At 69.6% G+C, this 12,611-nt stretch carries 11 protein-coding genes and 1 riboswitch; of the genes, 3 read left to right on the top strand and 8 right to left on the bottom strand.

What is annotated here, in order from left to right; all coding sequences use genetic code 11:
* Positions 1-10: 10 nt before the first annotated feature.
* From ACIBSV_RS45575 to ACIBSV_RS45610, 8 genes are all read right to left on the bottom strand, one after another.
* Positions 11-1,390, bottom strand: coding sequence for an ABC transporter ATP-binding protein (locus ACIBSV_RS45575; RefSeq protein ID WP_395873421.1), 1,380 nt, complete (start codon positions 1,388-1,390; stop codon positions 11-13).
* Between the two features lie 44 nt (positions 1,391-1,434).
* The gene (locus ACIBSV_RS45580; protein ID WP_395873422.1) at positions 1,435-2,535 is read right to left on the bottom strand and encodes an ABC transporter ATP-binding protein; all 1,101 of its coding nucleotides are present in this window, start codon (positions 2,533-2,535) and stop codon (positions 1,435-1,437) included.
* A complete protein-coding gene (locus tag ACIBSV_RS45585; protein WP_395873423.1) occupies positions 2,535-3,542 on the bottom strand; it encodes an ABC transporter permease in 1,008 nt (335 codons plus the stop codon). Before ACIBSV_RS45585 ends, ACIBSV_RS45580 begins: the two co-directional genes overlap by 1 nt.
* 102 nt (positions 3,543-3,644) lie before the next feature.
* Complete coding sequence (locus tag ACIBSV_RS45590; RefSeq protein ID WP_395873424.1) at positions 3,645-5,411, bottom strand: ABC transporter substrate-binding protein; 1,767 nt, start codon at positions 5,409-5,411, stop codon at positions 3,645-3,647.
* Between the two features lie 37 nt (positions 5,412-5,448).
* Positions 5,449-6,444 carry an ABC transporter permease gene (locus ACIBSV_RS45595; RefSeq protein ID WP_395873425.1) on the bottom strand — a complete coding sequence of 332 codons (996 nt, stop codon included), beginning with the start codon at positions 6,442-6,444 and terminating at the stop codon, positions 5,449-5,451.
* A 308-nt stretch (positions 6,445-6,752) separates the two neighbouring features.
* Positions 6,753-7,481, bottom strand: coding sequence for an enhanced serine sensitivity protein SseB C-terminal domain-containing protein (locus ACIBSV_RS45600; protein ID WP_395873426.1), 729 nt, complete (start codon positions 7,479-7,481; stop codon positions 6,753-6,755).
* Between the two features lie 71 nt (positions 7,482-7,552).
* On the bottom strand, positions 7,553-8,269 hold the full coding sequence (locus ACIBSV_RS45605) for an enhanced serine sensitivity protein SseB (RefSeq protein WP_395873427.1): 717 nt from the start codon (positions 8,267-8,269) through the stop codon (positions 7,553-7,555).
* Between the two features lie 29 nt (positions 8,270-8,298).
* Positions 8,299-9,030 carry an AAA family ATPase gene (locus ACIBSV_RS45610; protein ID WP_395873428.1) on the bottom strand — a complete coding sequence of 244 codons (732 nt, stop codon included), beginning with the start codon at positions 9,028-9,030 and terminating at the stop codon, positions 8,299-8,301.
* A gap of 174 nt (positions 9,031-9,204) precedes the next feature.
* A riboswitch (glycine riboswitch) is annotated at positions 9,205-9,298 on the top strand.
* 292 nt (positions 9,299-9,590) lie between these two features.
* Between ACIBSV_RS45610 and gcvT the strand changes: the two genes are divergently transcribed.
* From gcvT to glyA, 3 genes are all read left to right on the top strand, one after another.
* Entirely contained in the window at positions 9,591-10,691 is a 1,101-nt protein-coding gene (gene gcvT, locus ACIBSV_RS45615; RefSeq protein ID WP_395873429.1) for a glycine cleavage system aminomethyltransferase GcvT, read from the top strand.
* Between the two features lie 84 nt (positions 10,692-10,775).
* Positions 10,776-11,150, top strand: coding sequence for a glycine cleavage system protein GcvH (gene gcvH, locus ACIBSV_RS45620; protein WP_395873430.1), 375 nt, complete (start codon positions 10,776-10,778; stop codon positions 11,148-11,150).
* A complete protein-coding gene (gene glyA / locus ACIBSV_RS45625; RefSeq protein ID WP_395873431.1) occupies positions 11,147-12,451 on the top strand; it encodes a serine hydroxymethyltransferase in 1,305 nt (434 codons plus the stop codon). Before gcvH ends, glyA begins: the two co-directional genes overlap by 4 nt.
* Positions 12,452-12,611 lie beyond the last annotated feature (160 nt).

Raw genomic sequence — 12,611 nt, forward strand, 5'->3', positions numbered from 1 at the left:
GAGCCGATACTCATGGGGCCGGTGTGGGCGGTGTGTCCTTCCCATCGGGCTCATCCGCCGCCTCGGAAGCCGCCTTCGGAGCCGCGTCGGAACCCTCGCCCGGACCCGCCTCCGAACCCGCCTCCGCCCCAGCCTCCGAAGAAGCCGCCTCCGCCGCCTCGGGCGCCGCGCCCTCCCCCTCCGGAGCGGCCTCCGAAGAGGCGGCCTCCACCGGCTCGCGCGCCGCGGGCACCGGCACCACGGGCTCGGTCGCCGCCGGCTTCACCAGCTCCACCGCCTCGCCCGCGCCCTCCCCCGTCGGCGTGTTCTCCGGGAAGTGGCAGGCCACCTGGTGCCGCCCGGCCACCTCGGCCAACGGTGGCTCCCGGGTCTTGCAGATGTCTTGCACCTTCCAGCACCGGGTGTGGAACCGGCAGGCCGGCGGCGGGTCCATCGGGCTGGGCACGTCGCCCTTGAGCAGAATGCGCTCGCGGGTCTCCCGCCGGGCCGGATCCGGAACCGGTACGGCCGACATCAGCGCGACCGTGTACGGGTGCTTGGGCGAGCTGTACAGGTCCTCGCGGTCGGCGATCTCGACGATCTTGCCGAGGTACATCACCGCGACCCGGTCGCTGGTGTGTCGCACCACCGACAGGTCATGCGCGATGATCAGATAGGTCAGGCCGAACTCGTTCTGCAGGTCGTCCAGCAGGTTGACCACCTGCGCCTGGATCGACACGTCCAGCGCGGAGACCGGTTCGTCGGCGACCACCAGCTTGGGCCGCAGCGCCAGCGCGCGGGCGATGCCGATGCGTTGCCGCTGGCCGCCGGAGAACTCGTGCGGATAGCGGTTGTAGTGCTCGGGGCTGAGCCCGACCAGCTCCAACAACTCCTGCACGGCCTTCTTGATCCCACCCTCGGGGGTGACCTTTTGCAACCGGAACGGCAGTCCGACGATGGTGCCGACGGTGTGCCGGGGGTTCAGCGAGGACTGCGGATCCTGGAAGATCATCTGGAAGTCGCGTCGCAGCGGGCGCAGTTGCCCGCGGGAGAGTCCGGTGAGGTCGCGTCCGCCGAACTCGATGGTGCCCTCGGAGGGTTCGAGCAGCCGCATCACCATCCGCCCGGTGGTCGACTTCCCGCAGCCCGACTCGCCGACCAGGCCGAGGGTCTCGCCCTCGCGGATGTCGAAGTCGAGCCCGTCCACCGCCTTGACCGTGCCGGCCCGGCGTCGGGTCATCCCGGATCGGATCGGGAAGTGCTTGCGCAGCCCGCGCACGCGCACCAGCACATCCCGCTCCCGCGCGTCCGGGGACGCGGCTCCCGCCTCGACGGCCTGCGCAGCTTTCACGTCGTCTCCCGCTCGGGCGCCCTCGGTCACTTCAGCGTTCCCGTTCCCTGTCCCACCCATGTGGCCGGCCACGTGCCCATCCGGTTTCGCGTTCGCCGTCCCGCTCACAGGCGCGGCCTGATGTCCTCGGTCCAGATCCGCTCGCGCTCCCCGAGGTCCAGGTGACACGCGGTGCGGTGGCCCGGCTCGATCTCCACGAGCTGCGGGACCTCGGTCTTCTCCCGCCCGTCGTTGTGGTCCGCGTACGGGCAGCGGGTGCGGAACGCACAGCCCGAGGGCAGCGAGATCAGGCTCGGCGGGCTGCCCTTGATCGGCATCAGCCGTGCCTGGCGCTCCCGGTCGAGCCGGGTCAGCGATCCCAACAGGCCCCAGGTATAAGGGTGTCGGGGCTGCTCGAACAGGGTCCGCGAGGGTCCGTGCTCGACCGCCCGACCGGCGTACATCACCAACACGTCGTCGGCGAGTTCGGCGACCACGCCCAGGTCGTGCGTGATCATCACCACGGCGGAGTCGAACTCCCGCTGCAGGTCCCGGATCAGGTCCAGGATCTGGGCCTGCACGGTGACGTCCAGCGCGGTGGTCGGCTCGTCCGCGATCAACAGCTCCGGGTCGCAGCTCAGCGCCATCGCGATCATCGCGCGCTGGCGCATGCCGCCGGAGAACTGGTGCGGATAGTCGTCCACCCGCCGGTCCGGACGCGGGATGCCCACCCGGCCCAGCAGTTCCACCGCGTGCGCGCGGGCCTGCTTGCCCGTCACCTCGTTGTGCACCTGGTATGCCTCGATGATCTGGTGGCCCACCGTGTAGTACGGGTGCATCGAGGACATCGGATCCTGGAAGATCATCGCCATCCGGCGACCGCGCATCAGTCGCACCTGCTCGGCGGTGGAGCGCACCAACTCCTGCCCGTCCAGCCAGATCTCGCCGCCGATCCGGGCACTGGTGTTGCCGTGCAGGCCCATGATCGCCAGCGACGTGACGCTCTTGCCGGAGCCGGATTCGCCGACGATGCCCAGCGTGCGCCCGCGCTGGAGCGCGAAGTCGACGCCGTCGACGCTGCGTACCAGGCCGTCGTCGGTGGGGAAGTGCACGGTCAGGCCGCGCACTTCGAGGAAGTTCTCGGGGGCCGGCGGTGGTCCGGCCGGGGCGAGCTTGGCTGTTTCGGCCGCGGAGTTCCGCTTGCGGCGCGGTAGCAGACGGGGCATCAGGTCCTCACCCGGGGATCGACGACCGCGTAGAGCAGGTCCACGACAAGATTGGCCAGGATCACGAAGATGGCGGCGATCATCGTCACGCCGAGCACTTCGGGCAGATCCTGTTGCGTGATCGCCTCGACGGCGAACTTGCCGATGCCGTCCAGCGAATAGACCTGTTCGGTCAGGATCGCACCACCGAGCAGCAGACCGACGTCCATGCCGAAGATGGTCAGGATCGGCGTGAGCGCCGCGCGCAGCCCGTGTTTGACGATGACGTCCCGCTCCCGCAGGCCCTTGGCTCTCGCGGTGCGGATGTAGTCCTCGCTCATCGTTTCGAGCATGCCGGCCCGGGTGAGCCGGGCGTACAGGGCCGCGTACAGGAACGCCAGGGTCAGCCAGGGCAGGACCAGGTTCCAGGCCCAGCTTCCCGGATTGTCGAAGAACGGCACGTAGTGCACGCCCTTGAAGATGGGCCATTGATAACTGAACAACGCCAGGGCCACCAGGCCGGTGAAGAACGGTGGCAGCGACACGCCCGCGAGCGCGAAGCCCATCGAGAAGCGGTCCCACAGGGTTCCGCGTTTGAGCGCCGAGACCACGCCGATGGACACGCCGACGACCAACCAGATCACCGCGGCGCCGGCGGCCAGCGACAGGGTGACCGGGATCCGGTCCTGTAGGCGTGGCCACACCTCGAGGTTGTTGCGGAAGGAGAAGCCCAGGCACGGCGGCGCGCAGTGCACCTTGCGGACACCGGTGTCGTAGTCCTTGCCGGCGATCATGCCCTTGACGAACCTGCCGTATTGCTCGGGCACCGACTTATCCAGCCCGAGGCTGTGCTTGACCTGCGAAATCGCTTCCGGGCTGGGCGACTTGCCGACATACCGCGCGGCGAGTTGGTCGCTTGTGGCGCCTCCCAGACGCGGTATCAGGAAGAAGATGGCGAAGACCGCCATGGTGACGATCAACAGGAGCACCACCGCTCCCGCCAGCCGCCTGAGCAGATAGAAAATCATGAGCCGGCGACCCGGTCCGGTGCGGGGAGCGGGATCACCACTCCCCGCACCGGAACTGACGGGCCTTCACCTCTCCTTCGGGCTACTGACCTCGTCGCAGGCTTACTGGATACCGATGTTGAGGTAGTCGTACATCCCGGAGTACGCGGGGGTGACGACCAGGTTGGTCACGTTCGGCGGGCGGTAGAGCAGCGACTTGGTCCAGGCGAACGGGACCATCACCGCCGACTCCATGACCTTCTGGTCCAGTTGCTGCCAGATGGCCGCGCTCGCGTTCGGGTCGATCGTCCGCGTGGCCTGGTCGATCAGACCGTTGACCGCCGGGTCGTTCAGCTCGGACAGGTTCGTGCCACCGGCGGGCTTGATCGCCCGGCCGTCCACGATCTGCTGGAAGAAGCCGAACTGGGTGGGGAAGTCGGGACCCCACTGCATGAACATGATGCCGACCTTGTTGTCCGCCACCCACTTGGGCACACCGGCGAACTGGGTGAAGTAGTCACCCGAGGGGTACTGGCGGATCTCGATCTTGATGCCGACCTTGGCGAGCGCGTTCTGCACCGACGTGGCGCCCGCGACCTCCTTGGGCCGGTTGCTGCGCGCGGTGAGCACGGTGCTGAAGCCGTCCGGCTTGCCGCACTGCTTGAGCTCGTCCTTGGCCTTGGCCACGTCACCGGTGTGCTTGGCGCCGTTGGGGTACATGTCGGCGACCTTGGAGCCGGCCAGCGTCGGCGGCATCAGGTTGGTCGCGATGTCCGCGCCGACCTCACCGCCGACCGCGCGCTGCATCTGCGACTTGTTCACCGCGTACTGCACGGCGCGCCGGCAGTGCACGTTGTCGAACGGCGGGGTCTTCGAGCTGATCGCCAGGTAGGCGAGCGCGCCGGATACCGCGTCGTCCGAGTTCTGGGCCAGCTTCTGGTCGGTGAGGATCTTGTTCTGCGCGGCGGCCTGGACACCGGTGCCGACCACGTCCAGTTGCGCCGTGTTGGCGAACAGGCGGTTGTCGACGTCGTTCGCGTCCTGCTTCTCCAGGAGCTCGATCCGGTCCGGCAGCGCCTTGCGCAGCGGGTCGGTGCTCGGGTCCCAGTTCGGGTTGCGGACCAGGTTGACCGCCTTGCCGGGCTCGTACTGGCCGTCGACCATGTACGCGCCGGACGCGAGCGGGTGCTTGACGTACTCCTTGCCGGTGTCCTTGGCGCGCGGCACCGGCGCGGTCTGCGGGAGCGCGGCGAGGTAGTTGAAGTCCGCGAACGGCTCCTTCATCTTGAAGATGATGGTGTAGTCGTCCGGCGTCTCGATCGCGCTCAGACCCTGCTTGTCCGCGGAGTCCTTGTACGGGCCCTTGTAGGTGCCGTCCGGGTCCAGGTACTGGGTGAAGTACGCCGGGCCGTTGGGCAGGATCTCCTTGTCGAAGGTCCGCTCCACCGCGTACTTGACGTCCGCGGCCTTGACCTCGGTGCCGTCCTCGTACTTGACGCCCTTGCGCAGGTGGTACGTCCAGGTCTTGCCGCCGTCGTCGGTCTTGCCCACCTCGGTGGCCAGGTCCGGCGCGAACTCGTAGCTCGCGTTGCCCGGGGCGGGCCTGAAGGTCAGCAGCGGACGGGCCATCAGCCGGGAGAAGTTCCAGGCCGAGGCGTAGTACATGTCGCCCGGGTCGAGCGAGTCGAACTTGTCCGAGCTGACCAGCTTGAGCGTGCCGCCCTTCTTGGTCGACTGGTTGACGACCTCGGTGATGGCCTTGTTGCTCGGCGAGTACTTCTTCTTCGAGCCGCCGCCACCACCGCCACACGCGGTTGCGGCCAACGCGGTGACCGCAACGATGCCGATCAGCGCCTGGGCCCTGCGCCTGCGAGTTACCGGGTGTTTCATCGCTGGTCGTGCCTCCTCGTGGGGACTTGCCGGATATTCAGCGGCTGCGTGGGTCCAGGGCGTCTCGAAGCCCGTCGCCGAGCAGGTTGAACGCGAGCACGGTGATGAAGATCGTGACTCCGGGGACGACCATGAACATCGGGGCGTCCTCGTACCGCGGGACGGCGCGCGCGAGCATGCCGCCCCACGAGGCGGTGGGTTCCTGTACGCCGACCCCGAGGAAAGAAAGGGCGGCCTCGAACAGGATGTTCGTGGGAATGAGCAGCGTGGCGTACACCAGGATCGGGCCGACCAGGTTCGGCATCAGTTCCTTGAAGATGATGTGCCGGTCGGTGGCCCCGAGGCTGCGCGCCGCCTCGACGAACTCGCGTTCGCGCAGCGACAACGTCTGGCCGCGCACGATGCGGGCGATGTAGGGCCAGCTGAAGAACCCGATCACGAAGATCAGGACGGTGACCCGGAGTGTGTCGCCCTTGAGGCCGAACGCCTCGCCTTGGAGGCTGCTGCCGATCGCGATCGCGAACAGGAGCAGCGGGAAGGCCAGGAAGACGTCCATGGCGCGGCTGATCAGCGCGTCGACCCAGCCGCCGAAGTAGCCCGCGGCGGTGCCCAGTACGACGCCGATCACCACGGACAGGAGCGTGGCCAGGAAGGCCACCAGCATCGAGATCCGGGCGCCGTAGACGATGCGCGAGAAGATGTCCCGGCCGTTGACCGGTTCCAGTCCCAGGGGGTGGTCCCAACTGGCGCCGCCGAAGCTGCCGTTGGGGATGTTCAGCACCGGGTCGAGCAGGTCGTCGTGGTACTCGGTGGGGTCCCCGCCGATGACCGAGGTGATCAAGGGTGCGAAGATCGCTACGAGTACCATGAAGACGATCACCACGCCACCGGCCATCGCGACCTTGTCGCGACGGAATCGGGCCCACGCGATCTGACCCAGGGAACGACCCTCGATGCGTACGCCGGAGGATTCGGCGATCGCTTCGGGGTGCGCCTCTCGGGCCACACCGGTGGTCTCGATCGGTGCCGTCATGGATCGACCCTCCCCGCTCACGGATGCGACGGCGGCTCGGGATCGCCGATCCCGTCGCCGTACCCGGCATTGCGATCCCGATGATCTTCGGGATCTGTCGTCCGGGTGAGACTCCTCCGTGACGCGGGTCACCAACAGGGGTCGCGGAATACCTTTACTGAACCGTGATTACGTCGACACGATTCACTGGTTGATCCGCGTAGATCGGTCACGAAATCACAACAAGGCAGCGGTTGATGACGTGACGTCAGTTTTTTGGGGGCATCAGTGCCTGTTGCCCGCGATCGCCACTGTGTGCCGATCGTCGATCACCGCGTGTCGCGGGCGGCCTCGTCGAGCATGTCGATGCCGATGAAGGGGCGCGTGTGGTCGCGCATCCACGCGGCCACCGGATCGAACGGGTCGTCCAACGCGACCGAGGACAAAGTGAGTCCGGCCGGCGCCGCGGCCGAGGCGCGGGCCATCGCGTCCCGCATCCGCTGCATCGTGGCGGGCTGATTGTCCGTCAGGCGCAGCCCGATCACGAGGCGTTCGGGTCCGACCGCGGGTCGCACCCAGGCCCGGTGGGCGGCGCGCACGACCTGGGTCTGGAACAGTTGGCCGCCGAGCAGCGCGTAGAACGCCGGGTCCCACAACGTGGGTTCGCCGACCTCCAGCGGTCCGGCCATCAACCGGTCCAGGCCGCCGACGATGCGCCGCAGGTCGAGATAGGGCACGCCGACGCCGCCGCCCTGGGCGTGCGGATTCAGCCACAGGCCCCAGCGGTCGGTGTACAGCGAGGACGCGATCTCGGTGACCGGACAGACCTCGAACGAGCGGTCCCAGCCACTGAGACGCAGCTGTTCCTCGGACGTGAACGCCGGGGCGTAGCGCCACCCGGCCACGTCCATGTTCCCGTACTGCGCGTCCGGACTGCCCGGTTGCCCCTGCCACAACAACATCCACACGTGGGCGCCGGTGAGCGCTTCGAGCAACCGCTCGTAGGCGTCGTAACGCCCGGGTGCCACCTGGCTCAAGGCCTGCTCGACCTGGTTCACGACGTCCTCCCCGAATCCGAACCGATGTACCGATGCACCGATGTGCCGATGTCGCGCTGTCCGACGCGGGCTCAGCGCTGGTCGACGCGCAGGTAGAACGGCTGGGTCCGCTCCAGCATCCAGTCCCCCACAGGATCCTGTGCCACGTCCAGGAGCACCACGTTCACCGGCCAGGGACACGGGGCCCGGCCGAGCGCGCGCTCCAGGGCGCCGACCGCGGCCAGTCGGTCCTCCTCCTGCCAGCGGTCCAACTCGACGCCGATGAACAGGCACGGCGGGTCGTTCTCGATCACGCCCAGGCCGCGGCGGGCACTGAGCACGACCGGTACGTGGGTGAACTCGGCGGCGGCCGCGATCAGGAAGTCCATCGGCTCCTGCTCCGGCTCGTACAGCCGCACGCGCGCGCCGCGCGGGCCCGAGCCGGGCGGTCGGGCCAGCTCCAGCACGCCGGGCGGCGGGATCGGGATGCCCACCTCGCCGCCGGGGTTGACCGCGATGCCCACGTGCGGCGGCATGCCGCGGGCGAACTCGCGCATCGGCGCGACGGTGCACGCCATCGGTCCGGCGATCCGCCGGAACTCCTCCTCCGAGGAGAACACCGGGACGTACGGCCGGCCGTCGATCTCGGTGGTGGGCAGGGTCAGTTCGCTGTCGGCCGGGTTGCCGCCCTCGGGCAGCGGCACCCATACGTCCGCCTCGGCCAAAGCCTCGAAGAGGGCCTCGGCCCGGGACGGATCGCGCATCGCCGCGACGAGCGCGCTCTCCACGGGATTGGCCGGGAACGGCATGGTGGTGCTCCTCTGGTGTCCGCCGCAGTTTACTTCTCGCCCGATTGCCGTCGCCGGGACTGTCCCGGTACGGGGTCTGCGAAAACGATCCGGCCCAGGTGCCCGGCGGCCGATCGGTCGAGCAGCACGCACGAGGTGAAGCCGCCCGGAGCCGACGCCAGGGTGGGTCCCGCGTCCAGCCACGGCGACAGCCGGCCGAGCAACTCGCGCCATTCGCGGTGGTGCCGGGCGAACACCGGTGTGGACACCCCGCGCCCGCGTTCGCGCTGGCCGGAAAGCGCCTGTCGGGCGGTCACGTCCAGGAGCAGCGCGTGCGCGGAGCTGCCGCGCCGACGGGCCGCGAGCACCAGCATCCGGCGCAGGATCGGGTTGCGGCCGCTGTCGTGCACGACCACCGCACCGGGGCCGCGCAGTGCCCGGGCCACCTCGCCGTAGTGGGAGAGCCGCACCAGCGGCCGGTAGATCCGGTAGGGGATCCGCCCCGCCCGTACCGCCCAGCGGGCCCGGACCAGATCGGCGTCCAGGACGGCGACCCCGGCCCCGGGCGTGACCACGCGCGCGAGCAGCGTGCTCTTGCCGGCTCCCGGCAGGCCGGTGACCACGAGCACGCACGACGCCGGATAGGCCAGGACGTCCACGATCCGGTCGCCGATCCCCTCCCCCGCCCGATCACGCTCCTCCCGGAGGTCGTGCACGGACCGGGGGGTCAACACGCCGCCCGTCGCGGCGCCGGTATGCGCCCCCGCCGAGTCCGTCTCCACGAGTCCTCCCCTTGTCACAACCGTCATGCCCTGCGCATGGTGTCGCACCCATGGGTGCGCGCGCGTCCCGGTGATCCCTCGGACTCCGCGGGGCCCGGTCCCGGCGAGGTCCCGGTACCGGCGGGGGATTGACGTCACGCGCTAGCATGCCGGGCACAACCTCATAACGGCCGTCGACCCCACGCGGAAGAGTCCTCGCCCACGAGCGGGGCGCCGAAGGAGCAACTCCTCCCCGGAATCTCTCAGGCACCGATACCGCATGGGTCAGGCACTTCTGGAAAGCAACCACACCGCAGGTGTGGTTCACCCACGGTGCAAATCGCGAGTTCGACGCGATGAAGCTCTCAGGTTCCGATGACAGAAGGGGAGGGCACCCCACTTTTCGACCGACTCTGGTCGAAAAGGGCTGAAAGCCGTGGCAGGGAGCCCCCTTTGTTGTCGTATTCGCCGCAGTACCCGTCACCTTCCGCGCCGGCCGAGCGCGCGGCCGTTCGCCATGCCCGCGACCGGCCCGCGCCCTTGGCGTGTTCCCGCCGGCGCCCCCTCGAAGGAGCCTTCGCATGACCACCGACCGCCGGACCCCGCTCGACGCCGTGCACGACGCGCTCGGGGCCACGATGACCGACTTCGCCGGTTGGCGAATGCCGCTCCGGTACGGGAGCGAGCGCGACGAGCACACCGCGGTGCGCACCACGGCCGGTCTGTTCGACCTCACCCACATGGGCGAGATCGAGGTCACCGGCCCGGACGCCGCCCGCGCGCTCGACCACGCCCTGGTCGGTTTCGTGTCGAAGATCGGGATCGACCGCGCCCGGTACACGATGATCTGCACCGAAGAGGGCGGCATCGTCGACGACCTGATCGTCTACCGGCTGGGCGACGAGCACTTCGTGGTGGTGGCCAACGCGTCCAACGCCGACGTGGTCGCGGGCAGCCTGGCGTACCGCTCGGAGAAGTTCGACGCCACCGTGCGCGACGCGTCCGAGGAGTACACGCTGCTCGCCGTGCAGGGCCCCGCGTCGACCGCGATCGTCGGCTCGCTCACCGACGCCGACCTGCCCGCGCTCAAGTACTACGCGATCCTGCGCACCGAGGTCGCCGGCGTGCCCGTACTGCTCGCGCGCACCGGCTACACCGGCGAGGACGGCTTCGAGCTGTTCGCCGCGCCCGGCGACGCGGTCGCGCTGTGGGAGGCCCTGCTGACCGCCGGCAAGCCGCACGGCCTGGTGCCGGCCGGCCTGTCCTGCCGCGACACGCTGCGCCTGGAGGCGGGCATGCCGCTGTACGGCCACGAGTTGACCCGGGACACCACCCCGTACGAGGCCAACCTGGGCCGGGTGGTCCGGCTGGACAAGCCCGAGGACTTCGTCGGGCGCGACGCGCTGGCCGCCGCGCAGGAGGAGGTGCGCCGCACGCTGGTCGGTCTCACCTCGCCGGGCAAGCGGGTCCCGCGTGCGGGCTACCCGGTGGTGGACGCGGAGACCGGCGAGAAGGTCGGCGAGGTCACCTCCGGCGCACCCTCGCCCACGCTCGGCGTGCCGATCGCGATGGCGTACGTGAGCACGGACCGGGCCGAACCGGGCACACGCCTGGCCGTGGACATCCGCGGCAAGGCCGAGCCGGTCGAGGTGGTCGCACTGCCGTTCTACAAGCGGGGCTGAGGTCGGCCGACCCGCCGACCGGAACAAACCATCACAAAAACACCTGAGGGACAGACCCTCCGCATTCGAATGGAGAATGGACCCGTGCACGCACCCCAGCACCTGCGCTACAGCAAGGAACACGAGTGGCTCGACGAGGCGGCCTCCCCCGCCCTCGTCGGCATCACCCAGCACGCGGCCGACGCGCTCGGCGACGTGGTGTTCGTCCAGCTTCCCGAGGTCGGCCAAGCGGTCGTCGCCGGTGAGCCGTGTGGCGAGTTGGAGTCCACGAAGTCGGTCAGCGACATGTACGCGCCGGTCTCCGGCGAGGTCGTCGAGATCAACGACGCGGTCGCCGAGGACCCCGCCCTCGTGAACTCCGACCCCTTCGGGACGGGCTGGTTGTTCAAGGTGCGCATCGACGGCGAGGCCGAGGGCCTGCTGTCGGCCGACGAATACGCCGCGTTCTGCGGCGAATGATCGAGATCGACCCGATCGAGGAGCTGACAACCGTGACGATCCTGGACCGTCCGCTGAGCGAGGTGGACCCGCAGGTCGCCGCCGCCGTCACCGACGAGCTGCACCGCCAGCAGAACACCCTGGAGATGATCGCCTCCGAGAACTTCGCCCCCGTGGCGGTGCTGGAGGCGCAGGGTTCCGTCCTGACCAACAAGTACGCCGAGGGCTACCCCGGCCGGCGCTACTACGGCGGCTGCGAGCACGTCGACGTCGTCGAGCAGCTCGCCATCGACCGGGTCAAGGAGCTCTTCGGCGCCGAGGCCGCCAACGTGCAGCCGCACTCGGGCGCGTCCGCGAACGCCGCCGCGATGTTCGCGCTGCTCACCCCCGGCGACACGATCCTGGGCCTGGACCTGGCCCACGGCGGCCACCTCACCCACGGCATGCGGATCAACTTCTCCGGCAAGCTCTACAACGTGGTCGCCTACCACGTCGACGAGAAGGCCCACCGGGTCGACATGGAGGAGGTCGAGCGCCTGGCCAAGGAGCACCGGCCGAAGATGATCATCGCGGGCTGGTCGGCCTACCCGCGGCAGCTCGACTTCGCCGAGTTCCGCCGGATCGCCGACGAGGTCGGTGCCTACCTCATGGTGGACATGGCGCACTTCGCGGGCCTGGTCGCCGCGGGTCTGCACCCCAGCCCCGTGCCCTACGCGGACGTGATCACCACCACGACGCACAAGACCTTGGGTGGCCCGCGCGGCGGCGTCATCCTGTCCAAGGCGGAGTACGCCAAGAAGATCAACTCTGCGGTCTTCCCGGGCCAGCAGGGCGGCCCCCTGGAGCACGTGATCGCGGCCAAGGCGGTGGCCTTCAAGGTCGCCGCCTCCGACGACTTCAAGGACCGCCAGCGGCGCACCCTGGAGGGCTCGGCCATCCTCGCCGACCGGCTCACCCGCAAGGACGTCACCGACGCGGGCATCACCGTGCTCACCGGCGGCACCGACGTGCACCTGGTCCTGGTCGACCTGCGCGACTCGGAGCTCAACGGTCAGCAGGGCGAGGACCGACTGCACGAGATCGGCATCACGGTCAACCGCAACGCGGTCCCGTTCGACCCGCGCCCGGCGATGGTCACCTCCGGTCTGCGGATCGGCACGCCGGCGCTGGCCACCCGCGGCTTCGACAAGGCGGACTTCGAGGAGGTCTCCGACATCATCGCCGAGGCCCTCCTCCCCGGCTTCGACGACGCCCGCAGGGCGGCCCTGGCCACGCGCGTCACGGCCCTGGCGAAGAAGCACCCGCTGTACCCGAACCTCTGACCCACGACCTCACGGCGTCAGGTTCACGAGCACGGCCGCGGGGGGGGGCGGGGGGGGCCCCCCCCGCCCCCCCCCCCGCGGGCCCCCCCCCCCCCGCGGGGGGGGGGGCGGGGGGGGGCGGGGGGGGGGGGGGCCGCGGCCGGGACCGCGAAAAAACCCT

The organism is Embleya sp. NPDC050154 (assembly GCF_044460165.1).
Lineage (GTDB): Bacteria > Actinomycetota > Actinomycetes > Streptomycetales > Streptomycetaceae > Embleya.

Coding starts and splice junctions, on each gene's coding strand:
- ACIBSV_RS45580 (WP_395873422.1), bottom strand. CDS start 2,535: ATGCCCCGTCTGCTACCGCGCCGCAAGCGGAACTCCGCGGCCGAAACA.
- ACIBSV_RS45575 (WP_395873421.1), bottom strand. CDS start 1,390: ATGGGTGGGACAGGGAACGGGAACGCTGAAGTGACCGAGGGCGCCCGA.
- ACIBSV_RS45595 (WP_395873425.1), bottom strand. CDS start 6,444: ATGACGGCACCGATCGAGACCACCGGTGTGGCCCGAGAGGCGCACCCC.
- ACIBSV_RS45585 (WP_395873423.1), bottom strand. CDS start 3,542: ATGATTTTCTATCTGCTCAGGCGGCTGGCGGGAGCGGTGGTGCTCCTG.
- ACIBSV_RS45590 (WP_395873424.1), bottom strand. CDS start 5,411: ATGAAACACCCGGTAACTCGCAGGCGCAGGGCCCAGGCGCTGATCGGC.
- gcvT (WP_395873429.1), top strand. CDS start 9,591: ATGACCACCGACCGCCGGACCCCGCTCGACGCCGTGCACGACGCGCTC.
- glyA (WP_395873431.1), top strand. CDS start 11,147: ATGATCGAGATCGACCCGATCGAGGAGCTGACAACCGTGACGATCCTG.
- ACIBSV_RS45605 (WP_395873427.1), bottom strand. CDS start 8,269: ATGCCGTTCCCGGCCAATCCCGTGGAGAGCGCGCTCGTCGCGGCGATG.